At 35.7% G+C, this 15,475-nt stretch carries 19 protein-coding genes; 8 read left to right on the plus strand and 11 right to left on the minus strand.

Annotated elements, in window-relative coordinates; genetic code table 11:
• Positions 1-14 precede the first annotated feature (14 nt).
• The 3 genes from MHH95_RS13215 to MHH95_RS13225 form a co-directional block, all read right to left on the minus strand.
• Positions 15-581, minus strand: a complete 567-nt coding sequence (locus MHH95_RS13215; RefSeq protein WP_340727964.1) for a YpmS family protein — start codon at positions 579-581, stop codon at positions 15-17.
• Positions 582-585: 4 nt separating this feature from the next.
• On the minus strand, positions 586-1,488 hold the full coding sequence (locus MHH95_RS13220) for a GDSL-type esterase/lipase family protein (protein WP_340727965.1): 903 nt from the start codon (positions 1,486-1,488) through the stop codon (positions 586-588).
• Positions 1,489-1,691: 203 nt separating this feature from the next.
• Positions 1,692-2,537 carry a DegV family protein gene (locus MHH95_RS13225; protein WP_191698945.1) on the minus strand — a complete coding sequence of 282 codons (846 nt, stop codon included), beginning with the start codon at positions 2,535-2,537 and terminating at the stop codon, positions 1,692-1,694.
• A gap of 199 nt (positions 2,538-2,736) precedes the next feature.
• Between MHH95_RS13225 and trhA the strand changes: the two genes are divergently transcribed.
• Positions 2,737-3,381, plus strand: coding sequence for a PAQR family membrane homeostasis protein TrhA (trhA, locus tag MHH95_RS13230; protein ID WP_339216676.1), 645 nt, complete (start codon positions 2,737-2,739; stop codon positions 3,379-3,381).
• 44 nt (positions 3,382-3,425) lie between these two features.
• Here the strand turns inward: trhA and MHH95_RS13235 are convergent, their stop codons facing one another.
• Together MHH95_RS13235 and MHH95_RS13240 are read right to left on the minus strand one after the other, a co-directional pair.
• Positions 3,426-3,896: a dihydrofolate reductase gene (locus MHH95_RS13235; RefSeq protein WP_340727966.1), complete on the minus strand. Its 471-nt coding sequence runs from the start codon at positions 3,894-3,896 to the stop codon at positions 3,426-3,428.
• Positions 3,897-3,908: 12 nt separating this feature from the next.
• On the minus strand, positions 3,909-4,889 hold the full coding sequence (locus MHH95_RS13240) for a thymidylate synthase (protein WP_340727967.1): 981 nt from the start codon (positions 4,887-4,889) through the stop codon (positions 3,909-3,911).
• Between the two features lie 162 nt (positions 4,890-5,051).
• Between MHH95_RS13240 and MHH95_RS13245 the strand changes: the two genes are divergently transcribed.
• Both MHH95_RS13245 and MHH95_RS13250 read left to right on the plus strand, forming a co-directional pair.
• Positions 5,052-5,606 carry a TVP38/TMEM64 family protein gene (locus MHH95_RS13245; RefSeq protein WP_340727968.1) on the plus strand — a complete coding sequence of 185 codons (555 nt, stop codon included), beginning with the start codon at positions 5,052-5,054 and terminating at the stop codon, positions 5,604-5,606.
• A 25-nt stretch (positions 5,607-5,631) separates the two neighbouring features.
• On the plus strand, positions 5,632-6,306 hold the full coding sequence (locus tag MHH95_RS13250) for a serine/threonine protein kinase (protein ID WP_340727969.1): 675 nt from the start codon (positions 5,632-5,634) through the stop codon (positions 6,304-6,306).
• A 148-nt stretch (positions 6,307-6,454) separates the two neighbouring features.
• Here MHH95_RS13250 and MHH95_RS13255 read toward each other — a convergent pair whose 3' ends face one another.
• Positions 6,455-6,646, minus strand: a complete 192-nt coding sequence (locus MHH95_RS13255) for an ABC transporter permease (RefSeq protein ID WP_191698937.1) — start codon at positions 6,644-6,646, stop codon at positions 6,455-6,457.
• A 378-nt stretch (positions 6,647-7,024) separates the two neighbouring features.
• Between MHH95_RS13255 and MHH95_RS13260 the strand changes: the two genes are divergently transcribed.
• The 3 genes from MHH95_RS13260 (at position 7,025) to MHH95_RS13270 (ending at position 8,713) form a co-directional block, all read left to right on the plus strand.
• Entirely contained in the window at positions 7,025-7,381 is a 357-nt protein-coding gene (locus tag MHH95_RS13260) for a DUF378 domain-containing protein (RefSeq protein ID WP_340727970.1), read from the plus strand.
• A gap of 125 nt (positions 7,382-7,506) precedes the next feature.
• On the plus strand, positions 7,507-7,761 hold the full coding sequence (locus MHH95_RS13265) for a translation initiation factor 2 (protein ID WP_340727971.1): 255 nt from the start codon (positions 7,507-7,509) through the stop codon (positions 7,759-7,761).
• A gap of 292 nt (positions 7,762-8,053) precedes the next feature.
• Positions 8,054-8,713 carry a hypothetical protein gene (locus tag MHH95_RS13270; protein ID WP_340727972.1) on the plus strand — a complete coding sequence of 220 codons (660 nt, stop codon included), beginning with the start codon at positions 8,054-8,056 and terminating at the stop codon, positions 8,711-8,713.
• A gap of 55 nt (positions 8,714-8,768) precedes the next feature.
• Here the strand turns inward: MHH95_RS13270 and MHH95_RS13275 are convergent, their stop codons facing one another.
• The 3 genes from MHH95_RS13275 to MHH95_RS13285 form a co-directional block, all read right to left on the minus strand.
• Positions 8,769-9,140, minus strand: a complete 372-nt coding sequence (locus MHH95_RS13275) for a hypothetical protein (protein WP_339216694.1) — start codon at positions 9,138-9,140, stop codon at positions 8,769-8,771.
• Entirely contained in the window at positions 9,133-9,357 is a 225-nt protein-coding gene (locus tag MHH95_RS13280) for a transcriptional regulator (protein WP_191698932.1), read from the minus strand. The genes MHH95_RS13275 and MHH95_RS13280 overlap by 8 nt, the downstream gene beginning before the upstream one ends.
• 146 nt (positions 9,358-9,503) lie before the next feature.
• On the minus strand, positions 9,504-9,914 hold the full coding sequence (locus MHH95_RS13285; protein ID WP_340727973.1) for a VOC family protein: 411 nt from the start codon (positions 9,912-9,914) through the stop codon (positions 9,504-9,506).
• A gap of 162 nt (positions 9,915-10,076) precedes the next feature.
• Here MHH95_RS13285 and MHH95_RS13290 point away from each other — a divergent pair, with 162 nt between their 5' ends.
• A complete protein-coding gene (locus MHH95_RS13290; RefSeq protein ID WP_340727974.1) occupies positions 10,077-10,538 on the plus strand; it encodes a DinB family protein in 462 nt (153 codons plus the stop codon).
• Positions 10,539-10,604: 66 nt separating this feature from the next.
• Here the strand turns inward: MHH95_RS13290 and MHH95_RS13295 are convergent, their stop codons facing one another.
• The gene (locus tag MHH95_RS13295; RefSeq protein WP_340727975.1) at positions 10,605-11,198 is read right to left on the minus strand and encodes a YpjP family protein; all 594 of its coding nucleotides are present in this window, start codon (positions 11,196-11,198) and stop codon (positions 10,605-10,607) included.
• Between the two features lie 908 nt (positions 11,199-12,106).
• Between MHH95_RS13295 and MHH95_RS13300 the strand changes: the two genes are divergently transcribed.
• Positions 12,107-13,162 carry a nucleoid-associated protein gene (locus tag MHH95_RS13300; RefSeq protein WP_340727976.1) on the plus strand — a complete coding sequence of 352 codons (1,056 nt, stop codon included), beginning with the start codon at positions 12,107-12,109 and terminating at the stop codon, positions 13,160-13,162.
• Between the two features lie 288 nt (positions 13,163-13,450).
• Here the strand turns inward: MHH95_RS13300 and MHH95_RS13305 are convergent, their stop codons facing one another.
• Positions 13,451-15,247, minus strand: coding sequence for a M3 family oligoendopeptidase (locus MHH95_RS13305; RefSeq protein WP_340727977.1), 1,797 nt, complete (start codon positions 15,245-15,247; stop codon positions 13,451-13,453).
• Positions 15,248-15,475 lie beyond the last annotated feature (228 nt).

Raw genomic sequence — 15,475 nt, forward strand, 5'->3', positions numbered from 1 at the left:
TCTGCCTCCTTTTTCTATTCGTTTGGAATAACTACTTCTAATTCTATTTTATCATTAGGAAGGTCAATTTCCTTTGCTCGGACTCTTGAGCCACTCGCAATATTAATACGAGATAAATCTACATAAATTTCCTCGTCGTTTGGCTTCACCGTAATCCAATTTGGGAAATCAACCGCGTCATCAATCATTTTCAATACAAATTCAGGAGGTATATTTGCTTTCCCGACATGGACTGCTTCTTGATTCAATACAATATTTCCGTCCTTCACAACAGGGATAAAATCCATCTGAATCGGCAAGTCGAAATTAAAAATGGTTAATGTACTGTATAAATAAATTTTCTCATCAATAACGATCTCTACAGGAACTGGGGATTGTTTCATCGCTGCTGTTAAATATTGTTTCGCAATTGCTTCAAATTCCTTTGCTGTCGTTTCAACTTTTAATATATTGCCCTCTATCGGGAGTGGAGGTTGTTCTGTGACTTGTTTTCCATCTGCTGTTAAAAGATAGAGAACCGAAGCTAGTGTTAATAACACTGTGCCCGCTAGTAATAAAAATGCTACTTTCCATTTGTTCATATACTCACTCCCCAAATCCTATTAAACCGTCTGACATCTCTTCTATGTTACATGCTTGCATTGTTTCAATAATGCGTTCTGCCATGCGGTCGTATCCTGTGCTGTTCGGATGAAAGAAGTCTACATGATATACCATATCCTCATTTGACACAAATAAATCCTCTACAGTTACAAAACATGCTTTTCCGTCCTTTACTGCCAATTGTTCGATGGAGTAGTTCCATTCAGCAATAATCGGATCAAAAGGTGTTACTTCATCTACTACAATCGAAAAAGGGTTATAAAAACCGACTAAAATAATTGGTGCATCAGTATTAATTTCACGTATTTCTGTAATTACCTGTTCATAGCGCTCATTAAAACGAGGTAATTCTTTGTCAAACATTGTTTTAGTCATTGTAAATAAATTATTTTTCACTATTTTCATGACATCATTACCACCAAGTGATATAGAGATAAGGTCTGCTTCTGCCAGCTCCTCATCATAATGGCCACGCTGTAATAAATCTAAAAGCTGATCGCTGCGTCGACCATTTTTGCCACGGTTATCAAGTTCTACCGATTCAATCATCGGCCATTTTTCAAGCTCTTCCTGTAATCGTATCGTATAGCCGTATTCCATGGTTTCATCGCCAACACCACGTGTCAATGAATCTCCTAAAGCTAAATACTGTATAGGTTGAGCATTATCTTCTTTACGATTAGACCAATCTAGTTGAAATACATCATTTATTATATCGAAAAAGCCCGTAGTTTTTTGTTCAGATTCATCTTCCGAACTGGACTGCTCATTATTTTCAGTACTCGAATTGTCGGTTAATTGCTCTTCCACTAGATTCGGGTCAACTGTAATGGAGCATGCGGACAAAACAATAACAGCCAAAGTTGCGAGTAAGAACCGCCACATACAATTTCCCCCTTTATATTATATTATATTATATTATTTAATTATAAAATATTTTCTGCACCATGAGGAATGATTTGCCTATAAAATCTGGATCTATGGAAAATTATCATTATTTTATATTATGTAAGTAATTGCATAAAGAATCTCAATCATAAATAAAAAGGGTAATTCTAGAGGTACTGACCTTTAGAATTACCCTATTTTTATTCGGTATAATACATAAAGCCGATTGCACCTTCACCAGTGTGTGTACTGATTACCGGCGATGTAAATGCTACTTCTACTTCTCCTGTAAAGCCTGTTGCTTTTACTTGCTCTATTAACGGATTAACTAATGTATCCATTGAATTCGCATGAGAGATTCCTACAGACATAACTTTTTTGCCTTTTGTATCTTTTTCAAATTCACTCATTAAAAATTTTATGATTTGCTTATAGCTTCGTGGTTTGGCACAAATAGTAACTTCGCCAATATCCAAGTGGCCAATCGGTTTAATATTCAGCAATGAGCTGACTACCGCTTTACCTTTTCCGATTCGTCCGCCCTTCACCATGTTTTCCAATGTATCCAGTGCAACGAAAAGACGTGTGTTTTCACGGACTTTGTTAACCCCTGCCACAATTTCCTCTACAGATGCTCCAGCGTCACGTAATCGAATTGCTTCACGAAGTTGGAAGGCAAGCCCGAATGCGATATAGCGTGAATCAATTACTGTAACATCCGCACTACTCATTTCTGCTGCCTGGCTAGCAGATTGGTATGTTCCACTCATACCGCCTGTCATGTGAATGGAGACAACTTGCGCCCCATCCTTCCCTAACTCATCATACAATTCTTTAAATACGCCCGGAGAAGGCTGAGAGCTTTTAGGCAACTCTTTTGCTGTTTTTAATAATTCGATAAATGTATCCGGTTGCAGGTTTACGCGATCTGTATACGTTTTATCATCAATTTGTACTGTTAGTGGTACTACATGGATTCCATGCTGTTGAATTTCTGCATCTGTTAAATCACATGTAGAGTCCGTTACAATATGAATTTGACTCAAAGAAAACACATCCTTTTTCTATCTTCCTTACTATTATAAAGAAATCATTTTTGTTTACCAATATGACATTTGTCATAGCAAAACATGTCTCTTTATCATCACTCTATTATGACATATAGTAGTATAACATTATGACATTCAACTATCACAATTATTTACAATTCGTACTATACTAATATAAAGAGGAGTGTGATGTACGATGCAAAAAATAGATACATTCGATTACAAAAGTTGGAAGGAAGAGTTGTGGAACGCGATTACACATGGCATTGGCCTGGCAATTAGTATTCCCGTCTGTATATTGCTTATTATCTATTCTGCAATAAATGGATCTGCCTTGCATGTTACTTCATACGCCATTTTTGGAGCTTCATTAATCTTGTTGTTTTTAATGTCAACGCTATTACATAGTGTTCCGGAAAAATATAAACGTATCTTTGCAATTTTAGATCATTCATCGATCTATATATTAATTGCAGGTACCTATACCCCATTTTTACTTATAGCAATCGGAGGAACATTTGGCATTGTCATGCTATGTATTATATGGTCCCTAGCGATTTTAGGGGTTGTATTTAAAATCTTGTTTATCCATCGGTTTGAAAAATTATCTTTAGTATTATATATAGCGATGGGATGGCTAATTATTATCGCCATTCGTCCCCTCTACAGTTTTTTAACTTTTGATGGGTTTATGCTACTTTTATATGGCGGGTTATTTTTTACTTTCGGTGCCATTTTCTACGCTTGGACTCGGTTACCTTATAACCATGCAATTTGGCATTTATTTGTTATTGCAGGATGTGGCTGCATGGTTGCCTGCGTTTATTTATACTTAATATAAAAAGTAACGTGCTGAATTTGTGTTACACAATTCAGCACGTCCTTTTATTTTTCGTAAATACAGTATTGGAATGTAAAGCCTTCGTCCGACTTTACTGGCTCAAGACAAGAAGTTTTGTTCCAATCGTCGTAGGTTGGAAAGTACGTATCTCCCTTAAATGTATGGTTGATTAAAGTAATGTACAGCTTATCAGCTATCGGCATTACTTGTTCAAAAATTTGAGCGCCGCCAATAATCATGATTTCCTCAGTGTCTTGAACAAGTGCCAATGCTTCCTGAAGGCTTCCTACAACTTCTATTCCTTCTGCTTTATAATCTGTATTTCTTGTGATCACAATATTACGACGACCTGGTAATGGGCGTCCAATCGATTCGAAAGTTTTTCGTCCCATAACAATTGGCTTGCCCATTGTCATCTCTTTAAAATATTTCAAGTCACCAGACAAATGCCAAGGAAGCTCATTTTTATAACCAATAACCCGATTTTCATCATGTGCAACAATTAGTGAAATCATCTCTATTCCCCTTTATACCGCAATCGGTGCTTTAATCGATGGATGTGGATTATAGCCTTCAATCGTTAAATCTTCTAATTCAATATCAAAAATCGATTGCTTATCTGCATTAATAGTTAATGTTGGTAAGTCTCTTGGCTCACGTGACAGCTGTTCTTCCACTTGCTCAACATGGTTTAAATAAATATGTGCATCTCCGACTGTATGAATAAATTCCCCAACTTCAAGATTACACTCTTTAGCCATTAAATAAAGCAGCAAAGCATAAGAAGTAATATTATAATTAATTCCTAAAAAAGTGTCTCCACTGCGCTGATATAATTGACAGCTTAATTTATTATTAGCAACATAAAATTGGAACATGACATGACACGGAGGCAATGCGGCTTTACTTCCTTTTGCACCGGCATTTATTACGTCTTCTGGATTCCATGCATTTACAATTAATCGACGTGAATCAGGATTCGTTTTGATTTGGTTTATGACATCTTTTATTTGATCAATTTCATTTCCTTCAGAGTCTGTCCAGCGTCTCCATTGCTTACCATAGACATTTCCTAAATCGCCGTATTTTTCAGCAAATTCATCATCATTTAATACTCGATCACAGAAATCTTTCAGCTCTTTTTTGTACAGTAAATTAAATTCTTCGTCTTCTAAACAACGACGGCCGAAATCCGTCATATCCGGACCTTCGTATTCGTCCGATTCAACCCATTTCTTAAATGCCCACTCGTCCCAGATGTGGTTATTATGCTGCAAAAGATAACGAATATTTGTATCACCTTTAATAAACCATAATAATTCACTAGCAATTAGTTTAAATGATGTTCTTTTAGTTGTGAATAACGGGAAACCTTTTGATAAGTCGAAACGCATTTGATAACCAAAAACGCTAATTGTACCAGTCCCAGTACGGTCTTCTTTTTTTACCCCGTTATCTAAAATGTATTTCATAAAATCTAAATATGTTTTTTCTAATTCATTCGACAAGATAAACACCCTCCAAATTCATTTCATATCTATTATAGCTATAAAAAATAATTTATGTAACAAACATCTAGGCTATTTTCTTTTAAATGCACCTTTTTCTCTATACGTGCGTCTTATTAAAGAACGGATAATATATTAACATAACTATTAAGAGGATATAATATGGAACAACAAATTTTAGACCTCGTACAGAATGAAAAACCATATGCATGGCTTTATCAGTTTTTAATAATGGTGCTAGTTTCTATGATTCCATTTGCGCCTATCCCCGTGCTGGCCGCATACATTGCCAGTCATCATGATTTTATGCCGGGTTTCATGATTAACCTGCTCGGGACGACTACGGGATCCATTTTATTATTTTTACTAAGTAAGAATTTATTACGAAGCATTGCACTAAAATACTTAACAAAACATCAATATTTGACGAAATATGTAGAGCTCATTCAAACAAATGGCTTTTTAGCAGTACTCCTCGGGCGCCTTATCCCTATCCTACCTTCCGCAGGTGTAAATTTAATTGCAGGTATTTCTAATGTCCACGTAATCACCTTTATTGCCGCAACAATTATTGGGAAGGTACCCACTATCTTAGCCTTTTCACTAGCAGGACATCAAATAGCTTCAGGAAACTGGGAGATTGTCTTGATCATTGCCCTTTACTTAGTCGCTTTATTCTTACTCGGAAGAAAAATAAAACAAAAGTGGACCCGTTAATTCAGAAAATGAACGGAGAGATTATATGAATAATGAATGGGAAAAAGATATAAGTTCTCTTTCAAAAATTAAAGTTTATTCAAATCCTAATAACCAGCCGGTAACTATAATTGGGGATGCGGATAATTTGAAGTGTATTGGTGTCGGTACAGATGCAGCCGTTTTTCAGTCTCTTTCTGCTCCCGCTTATGCGTTTAAATTATATGCACAGGATAAAGTAGAAAAAGTAAAACTGGAAGCAAATGTTTATGAACAATTAGGAGAATCACCTTTCTTTCCAACGTGTTATGCTTCATCCGACGAATACCTCGTTTTAAGTTACGAAGAAGGAAAAACGCTATTTGACTGTATTCTGCAAGGTATCCCTATCCCGCAGCACGTTGTGAGTGAAGTGGAGGATGCCAGAGAATACGTACGCAGTAAAGGATTGAACCCACGTGATATCCATTTGAAAAACATTTTGCTTCAACATGGCAAAGCAAAAATAATCGATGTGTCTGAATATACACAATCCGGCAATGATTTTCGTTGGGAACATTTAAAAAGAGGTTATGAGCAGTACTATCATTTAATTGAAGGAAATGCTGTGCCGTTTTGGCTAGTAGTAACAATTCAAAAGTGGTATAACCAGCGAGGAGAAACGTCTTTTTCATATGAAGAATTCACGAAAACTATTTCAAAGCTTATATTTAAAAAATAAGCTCTTAAAGCAAAAAGGTTTTGAACTATGTATGGAAATTTATAAAATAAGACAACATAAAAGGCGCTACTCGTATTTCATTTGCTGAGTAGCGCCTTTAGTCAAATGTGTCTAAATCATCGTAGAGCTCAATAGTTTGCATCAATTTTTATGTTGCCTCCCTAAGAATCGTTTTGTTGTTCTCTAAAATTTGAATCATCTGTTGCAAAATCTTCTCCTCAACTTTTTGGGAGCCATTTACTTCTTTTGCAATCACTTTCGTTAATTCTAAAACTGTACTTACGTCGAGCTTATGTTTTTCCGCTAATTGGAATGCTCGCCCTAACTGACCGGTTATCATCGGCAGTCCTCCTTTTTCTTATAGTATACAAATATTATACCTTGAGTTACATAAAAATTCACCTTAAAAAACTAAATTTTTAATAAAATTATTAAAAATCGCGTCTTTTACTAACAGGAAGCAGCAGTAACCTCTATATAGTGTAGTACGCCTCATTATTTAATATGCGTTATGAATGCTTTTTGTTTGTGCAATTGTCCTTTTTTTAAGTCAAAATTTTATGTTAGTTGGCTTTTTTAATGAACAATCCTAATCGAATATAAATAGTATAAATCAGCTGTTTCCGGAGAAAATATATGAAGATTAAGAAACGAAGTCCTGTTTGTTTTTAAACGCCAGGACATTCGAGTCAAAAAAAAATAAAGGAGATGTTACAAAATGGGAATATTATATAGAACAGCATTAGTTCTAGTCATTATTGGTGCAATCAACTGGGGACTTATTGGATTCTTCCGGTTTGATTTAGTGGCTTCATTATTTGGTGGACAAACATCTGTATTATCAAGAATTGTTTATGCTCTTGTAGGTATTGCAGGACTTATATCGATTCCGATTCTTATGAAACCGTTAGACGATGTAGAGGAAAATTCCTACAACACATCTAATCGTGCGAATACAAGACCAAATTATAATATGGAAGCTGGTAAAGAAGAAGATTTTTCGGAATATAAGAAAACAAGTGATGATACTAAAGCCAAGCATTACAGCAGTAACAGCGATCAGAACAAAAAATAATTATCATTGACCAGGCTCACTTATGAGTCCTGGTCTTTTGTATTTAATTGCTAATTGGTTGTGCCCTATCTGCTCTCTACATATGATGTAATGACAATCGATATTTAGTGGTGAGGAGGAAATAAATGAATAACAATAAGAAAAATTCAGAACAATCCTCAGGTTCTCAGGATATTCAAATAGCGAGACTTGCTTTTATAGGAGCTTCTATCGTTACATTAGGAGACTTAATTTCTACACTTGCTGCCGGTCTCGCACTGGATGCTTTGGAAAAATCTAAGAACGGTGATTCCGGCCCCCCGCCGACTCAGTCAAAAGATATGCAAAAACAGCTGGATTATTTAATAAATGAATTAAGACAAATAAAGAAAATGATGTAAAATACTTTTCTATAGTAAATCTCCTAACCACCCTTCGCTCATTTAATTTGCGGAGGGGTTTTTTATTGAAATTATGCGACTTTTTAAACTTTACATATTTATAGTGCACTTATAATTACTTTATAGTAATATAATAAATTGAAAAGGAGTGTTTAAACTGGATACAATATTTATAATCATATTAATTATAGCTTTACTAGTAATGTTGGTGTGCATTCTTAGCACATTTGTTAACATTGTGAAAAGAAATCGATCAAAATCGGTTAAAATGTTTAAGTATAGTGGAATAGCATTGTTAGTCTTAATCATATCATTTATAGGTGTTGGTGTGACAAGCGATGGAACGGAAGTAGCTAATGAACCTGAAAAAGCGGAAGCTACTGCAAGTAAGGAAAAAACAAAAGATGATTCGGAGAAAGCAACACCTGAACCAGCAGAGAAGGTTGAAGCAGATAAAAAAGCGAAAGCTGATGCTGATGCCAAAAAAGCTGCTGATAAATTAGCAGCTGAAAAAAAATCATATTTAACTGAAGTAAAACCGAAAGTGGATACTATGATGAGCTTGTATGATAAAGCATGGAATGAGCTTTGGAAACCTACTTTTGAAGGTCTAGGCACAACTGTAGATGTGTATACAGCTTACGGTAATATGAAACAGCTGGAGCAACGCTATGATAGTCTTTACAAAACTATCGGATCAATCGACGGCAGTGGTTTATCTAAAGAAAATGAAGAGAAATTCAATGAATATAAAACAAACATGAAAAATGCCGCTATGTGGCGAGGTGAAGCAGCCGAAAAAGCGCGTAAAATGTTTGATGAAGGAAATTATAGTCCTTCAAAATTCGATAAGGTGAAAACAGATGTTTCATATGCAGATAATGAAATGATGAAAGCCATCTTATCTTTAACATCATTAGAAATGGCTTTAGGTGTAGATAGAGAAGAATAATTTATGGCCTTCCGCTCGTATATGGTGGAAGGCTTTTTTCTGTTTTGCCCTTTTTTTACTTTCTATCTTGAGGTGTTAAATATTCCATTCCTAGGACACGTCTCATTTCATGGGATACCCAGTTACGGATGGCGATGTTCGTGTAAGTTCTTGTTTCTGTTACTCCTCTAAACAAAACAAAATACTCCGTCACAAATTCATCTGAGCGTTGTTTTTCAATCTTACATCCTTGTTTATATAAATAATCCCTCAACTTTTTCAAATCCTGAAATGTCTCATGGGATTTTTGATCATACCATTCTTCTAAAATTTTGCCCATTTTCAATTGCGAAACGTACAGTTTGTCGCGGTCAAGCGTTTTTAAAAACATCTCTAAAATAATAAAACGGTGTATATCATCGCTAAAATTCATAATATCTTTATGCATTAACGACACTCACCCTTTGGATAGCAGGGTATGCTGCTAAAATGTTGTCGATAATAAATGTACGCTTTGCATGACGTGTAAAACAATAAGCCTGCACGGTATTCCCTGCAATTTTAATTAATTTGATACGACGTTTTGAAATTGCGTGAGTTTTGGATAAGTACATAATGTCTAGAGTTTGATTGTACTGCATTGCTTTTATTATTTGCTCTTTCATAAATACACTCCGTTCTTTTTTATTTCATTATAGAACAAGTGTTCTTATTTTAGAACCGGTAATTTTTATAGTTTACAGTAAATAGTTGGATAAATTGAAAAAGCACTACACAAAATAATTGCGCAGAGCTTTGTTTTCTAATTCTATTAAATCCCCTCTGTGTTCATTAGTACAATTCGCCAGCCATCAGGGTCTGCAATCGTCACACCTTTTTCTTCCCAATATGGATTTTCCGGCGGAACTTGAGGATAGCCCATTTTATCAAGGCGTGTCTGTACAGCTTGAATTTGTATAGGATCTGGCATATAAAAAACGAGCAAATTATCCTCTGTCGGTGCGGGACATGGGCTTCCTTCAATATGCTCGGTAAACTCCAAATGATACGATGCATCCGGCAAGCCAATCATAATGCCAGTATAACCTCGATGTCCCTTAAATTCACCAAGTTTTTTAAGACCAATACCTTCACAATAAAAACGTTCTACCTGTGCTAGTTTATCCGTTGGTCGTGCGATACGAAATTGTGCAATATGCAATGTTTCTGTCCATTTCTTCATATTCATCCCCCCTACTTTCATTTTAAAGAACAAGGAAGGAAAATGCTCTACGACATCTGGATGAAAATTCCTATCTGAGAGTCAGTAAAAGCATATTTGAAAAGGAAATACGTTAACTATTGACGAAATATTTTACTAGCTATATAGAAAGGAGTTTTATTAATGAAGGAAAGACATGAAATATTTTTTAACCAGTTAAAAAGTTACCGTAATGACACTCTTAGCTTATTGGAAGATGTTAGTGTAGAAGAAGCTGAAATCATTCCAAAACGGTTTAACAATAATATTCGTTGGAACATGGGACATATTTATCTCGATCAATATTTATGGATAAAAACACTAACAAAAGAAAAAACAAATGCACCAACGGAATATAATAGTTGGTTTGGATATGGTACATCTCCTGCTGATTTCAGCTCTGAAACACCTTCTTATAAAGAATTAAAATCACTTTTAGAAAATCAAATTGAAGATATTAAAGACAAATTTGCCGATAAATTAGAAATTGTGTACTCGCCAACCGAAATGGGAATGAATACGATTGAACAAGTATTAATAAGAACGATTTTCCATGAAGGAATACATTTTCAGCACATATTAAATTTGAAGAAATTTATTAAATAAATCTCAGGCGATCATAGATTTCAGACATAAAAAAACACCTGCAGCAAGTACAGGTGTGCAATATTGTTATGACAACCATTTCGGCGGTGTGTTTTTCGACCAATAAATATCGCCAAGGTTATAATGCTTTGAGTAATTATCTTCATATGTGTGGTAATGGAAATTATAATAATAGCCTTCAAAAGGACGGTTCTCTGTTCTTACATGGAAACGGATTATGTCTTTTTGAGAATTCGCATCGACTAAGTGAAAGATTTTTTCAGCATAGTCGCCACTTGGCTTTTCAGTAATCGTTAAGTTGCGAAGCTTTTCTTCACCTACTCGGTCAATAGTCGTTGCAATGGCTTCTTCAATTTTCGGGAAAATCTTTGTTTCAAACTCTTGTTCAATGACAGGACCAACTCTTGTACCGAATTTTATGTAAGACTGCTCTTTTGCTGCGGAAACAAAATAGTCGGTTGTTGGTAATGGCTTTTCATCAACTAAAATATCATCAAGTTGATAGGCAGATGCAATATGGTTGTCACTAGGTCGATCTAATGTCGATTGATTATGACGTGCCTCTTCGAAATTTGCCCAGATTTCATGATTTGGTGTAATTAAACCAAACGATAATAAAGCGACGGAAACAACGAGAGATTTGTAAATCCATTTCTTCAAGTTTATCACCTTCTTAAATTATGTATAATTTTTAACACTGTTATTAAATCTATACGAATAAAATACGAAAAGGTTTCATCTTTCTATTAATCATTGTACAATAAAAAGGAAGATATTGTAGGTTATTTAAGGGAGGTTTTTAAAAAAATGGACATTGTTATGGGTGTTGGCTTATTATTAATGCTTGGTTATATGACTTCTTTATGCTTCACGGACTAATACTATTTTTTTCGCACCATCCAATTTCTTGGGTGGTTTTTTAATACTTGTAAACAAGCACTCTAATATAAGCGGAAGATCTCCGGCTATTTACAAAATCGCTCGGAAATATCGATAAATAAAGGTATGATTTCCGCTTATTCAAGAAAAAAGAACTTAAATTTTAGTTTTTTTAGTAAATAAGCGGAATTTCTCCGTCTATTTTGGCTGTTTTTTTAAATTATCGGCAAATAAACGGAATTTCTCCGTTTATTTCGCACTCCATCTTCATGAACTTCCCGATAAATTGGACAAGGGGCTCCCAATAAAGCTTGGGAACCCCTTTAGTATTTAATAGATAGCAATATAAATAAATGAAAGTCTCAACCCGATCATCCGGGGAATTTTATTTTATTCGGAGTAGCATAGCTCCAGTTTTAACCGCGGTAAAATTCTACTAATCTTCTCTAACTTAAGCAACATAGTCCCATCCTGCTACTATGTCCTTGCAGCCCTTAAGCTTGCGCCAGTGTGAATAAGTATCTTCAAAAACACTAGCAGAAATGCCAATTCATTTATAAGCGCTATCTACAATAGCACCTAACTATAATAACACATATGTTCTCATTTGTAAAATCTCTTTCGTTCGTGCAAAACAATCGAATGTCCGTTATACTTGAAAAATCGGAATTAAAAGGAGTTAGTGAATGATGAATGAAGTAGAAACAACATTGGCAATTCAAATGAAACGTATCGCTGTAACATTGCTAGATATGGAACAAAGCCGTTTCGTCTCTGCCAGTCAAACGATGGATTTATCTGCAATACAATCAGAAGTTTACAGCAACTTTTTTGAATCATATATAGATACGACCTTGAACAGTCCTAAGTCAGTTGCAGGTAAATTTTTAGACCGCGATAATGATATTATTACAAAGATTAATCGCTATGTAGAATATCCGGATGACACCCATTTTATATCTTTAGCGAACGACTTATCGAATAAGCTATATCAAATTATGCAGAACGTTTCAAACAGTAATGGCTCTGTGTTTGTGGCACATATTGAAATTATTGATGAGCCCTATATTTTATTTTTAAAGCTCGATCCGAAAGAAGCCGTACAAATTGATTTGGAAACGTTAAATTTAAATACAATTGAAAATATTTTACCTGACGCTTCTAGCCGTGTGCAAAAATGTGCACTCATTCGAATGAACTATAATCCGCTTGAAGAAAACGTTTATGTGCTTGATAGACAATCAGATGGAGAACCAGCGAAGTTTTTCATGGAGACGTTTTTACAGGCTACACCGATTGCATCTGATAAGAAGAAAACAAAGATGCTAATGAAAGAGCTATATGAGAAAATTGCGGAATCGATCAATGAAGAACAAACGCCCCACCTCCAAAAAGTGATTGATGAGGAATTTGAAAATGGTAAATATATTGAGCTAGATGCATCTGTACATAACATATACGAAGCCATTGCTCCTCCTGAGAATCGCAATGATTTTGTTGAACAAGGTGCAAAGTTATTTATCGATGAGTTTACAGACCGTAACCCTGACTTCACCCCTACTTTTGAAGTGAAGCGTGATGATTTACATGTCGTGTATAAATCCGGTGAAGGTGAAGTGTTATTCCGTTATGATAAGCGTCTTGAAAATATTGACGTGCACCATGATCAGGTGAATGGTACTTATACAATAACAATTCGAGATGCAGACAAGATTGATTTTACTTTGCATAAAAAACCGTTATAACATGAAAACGGGGCTTGAACAAAACCCACCTAATAATCAAAAGCCTTTCTAATTTTACAATGAGTAAAATTTGAAAGGCTTTTTTGTCTACTTCGTAGCCGTTGTTCTCCGTTACGGCGGACGCTTTCCTGGGGGCACGGCTCGAGCCTGTAGTCTCTCCCACGTGCTTGTCCCCAAGGAGTCGCCGCCTTCACTCCGAACAACTAATTTTCACTTCAATATCAAGTAAAACTCTGCATAATTTCAAGCATGAAACGACAAAGAATTATGTCCCAGTAACTTTTTCTATTACTTAGAAGTTAATGCAATAAATTCTTCAACATCTTTCTCACAAAGCGCGATTCCTTTTAACCAGAAATCTTCAGTCGTGATGTCAGCACCTAAATGCTTCATCGCTAAATCTTCCACTGTCATGATCGCTGTATCACGAAGTAATGCCATATATTTTTCCTCGAACCCTTTGCCCTCTTCTTTTGCTTTTGCGTAAATGCTTAAAGAGAATAAATAGCCGAATGTGTACGGGAAGTTATAGAACGGCACGCCTGTAATATAGAAGTGCATTTTTGATGCCCAGAAGTGTGGATGTGCTTCACCTAATGCACCGCCATGAGCTTCGATTTGAGCTTCTTCCATTAATTCATTTAAACGCTTAGAAGATACGATACCTTTTTTGCGCTCCTCATAGAAGCGTGTTTCAAATAAATAACGAGCATGAATGTTCATGAAGAACGCTACTGAACGTTGGATTTTATCTTCTAATAGTGCGATCTTTTCTTGCTCATTTGATGCTTCTTCAACCGCTGCATCTGCTACGATCATTTCTGCAAATGTTGAAGCAGTTTCGGCAACATTCATTGCATAACGACGGTTTAATGGATGAACCGGGCGAAGTGCATATGAATGGAATGCGTGACCAAGCTCATGTGCTAATGTTGAAACGTTCGACATTGAACCTGAATATGTCATGAAAATACGTGATTGCTCGGATAATGGCATTCCTGTACAGAAGCCACCTGGACGTTTATTGTCACGGTCTTCCGCTTCAATCCAGCCATCTTCAAAAGCAGTACGTGCAAAGCTTTCCATTTCTGAACCGAAACGACCGAAATGTTTTAGAATAAATTCCGCGCCCTCTTGGTATGACATTGTAGCTGTTGAATCCGTTACCGGAGCATCGAAATCAAACCAATCTAATTTTTCACTGCCTAATAATGTTGCTTTATGTGTTAAATAATCCGCAAATTTGGCTTTACGTGACGTAATTGCGCCCCACATCGCATCGATTGTTTCCTGCTTCATACGGTTAATTTGTAAAGGCTCTTTCGTAACTGAGTCCCAGCCGCGCTTTTTGTATACTGCTAAGCGGAAGCCAGCTAAATGGTTTAAAGTTTTTGCGAAAAACTCTTCGCGGTCTGTAAATACTTCCTCTAATGCATCAAATGCAGCTTTCCGAACTTTACGGTCTTTATGAGAGCTTAAGTTATTTGCTTGTCCTACTGACATTAATTTCTTTTCGCCGTCTACTTCGACTTCTACTTTAATATCACCGATCAACATGTTATAAAGCTGACCCCATGAGCTATAGCCATCTACACCTAAAGCAGAAATTAGCGCTTCTTCTTCCTCAGATAAAGATTCCTTCGACTTTTCGCGCCATTCCGTCAAAATAAATTCAAACTGTGCTAATTCATTTGTTTGTAGTAATTCACCGAAAGTCGATTCGTCGATTTTACCGAGCTTTTGATTAAAGCTTTCCAAAATTGGAGAGAAGTTGGCTGAAATACCCGAAAGCTGACCTTGTAATAAAAGCGCTTCACGATCTGTCGTATCTTGAGCCGTTAAACAAGAAAGCATAGCACCTGCCTGTGATACATGCATCATGACTTCTTTAATATTTTCTAAAATAGATTGAATAGATAATGCTGCATCTGTATTTGTAGGAACATCGAATTTTTCAACCATTTCTTTTAATACATCCATTTTAGGGTTTAAATTTTCGATATGTTCTTTTAGTTGTGGTGATGCACTACCACCTTCGAAAAATACATCTAAATCCCAAACTTCAGGATATTTTACGTTTTGCATAGTATAGCCCCGCTTTCTGAATTGTAGTTCAATTCTTATTTTACTAAAAAATGAATAAAATTGCTCGAAAATATTTCGGTTTATGAAATAAAAAAAGCTAGCCTCATAGACTAGCTTAAAAAGGGTTTGTTAAAAATTAAATTAACTCTGAACCGTTGATTTCCATTCCGTGACCGATGCTTTCCCCGGGCACGGCTCCAGCTAACTCAAATGTGCCTACAACGGCAG

It is taken from the genome of Solibacillus sp. FSL K6-4121 (assembly GCF_038002585.1).
In the GTDB taxonomy this organism is placed as follows: domain Bacteria; phylum Bacillota; class Bacilli; order Bacillales_A; family Planococcaceae; genus Solibacillus; species Solibacillus faecavium.

Coding starts and splice junctions, on each gene's coding strand:
- MHH95_RS13215 (WP_340727964.1), bottom strand. CDS start 581: ATGAACAAATGGAAAGTAGCATTTTTATTACTAGCGGGCACAGTGTTA.
- MHH95_RS13220 (WP_340727965.1), bottom strand. CDS start 1,488: ATGTGGCGGTTCTTACTCGCAACTTTGGCTGTTATTGTTTTGTCCGCA.
- trhA (WP_339216676.1), top strand. CDS start 2,737: ATGCAAAAAATAGATACATTCGATTACAAAAGTTGGAAGGAAGAGTTG.
- MHH95_RS13235 (WP_340727966.1), bottom strand. CDS start 3,896: ATGATTTCACTAATTGTTGCACATGATGAAAATCGGGTTATTGGTTAT.
- MHH95_RS13245 (WP_340727968.1), top strand. CDS start 5,052: ATGGAACAACAAATTTTAGACCTCGTACAGAATGAAAAACCATATGCA.
- MHH95_RS13250 (WP_340727969.1), top strand. CDS start 5,632: ATGAATAATGAATGGGAAAAAGATATAAGTTCTCTTTCAAAAATTAAA.
- MHH95_RS13255 (WP_191698937.1), bottom strand. CDS start 6,646: ATGATAACCGGTCAGTTAGGGCGAGCATTCCAATTAGCGGAAAAACAT.
- MHH95_RS13260 (WP_340727970.1), top strand. CDS start 7,025: ATGGGAATATTATATAGAACAGCATTAGTTCTAGTCATTATTGGTGCA.
- MHH95_RS13265 (WP_340727971.1), top strand. CDS start 7,507: ATGAATAACAATAAGAAAAATTCAGAACAATCCTCAGGTTCTCAGGAT.
- MHH95_RS13275 (WP_339216694.1), bottom strand. CDS start 9,140: ATGCATAAAGATATTATGAATTTTAGCGATGATATACACCGTTTTATT.
- MHH95_RS13280 (WP_191698932.1), bottom strand. CDS start 9,357: ATGAAAGAGCAAATAATAAAAGCAATGCAGTACAATCAAACTCTAGAC.
- MHH95_RS13285 (WP_340727973.1), bottom strand. CDS start 9,914: ATGAAGAAATGGACAGAAACATTGCATATTGCACAATTTCGTATCGCA.
- MHH95_RS13290 (WP_340727974.1), top strand. CDS start 10,077: ATGAAGGAAAGACATGAAATATTTTTTAACCAGTTAAAAAGTTACCGT.
- MHH95_RS13300 (WP_340727976.1), top strand. CDS start 12,107: ATGAATGAAGTAGAAACAACATTGGCAATTCAAATGAAACGTATCGCT.
- MHH95_RS13305 (WP_340727977.1), bottom strand. CDS start 15,247: ATGCAAAACGTAAAATATCCTGAAGTTTGGGATTTAGATGTATTTTTC.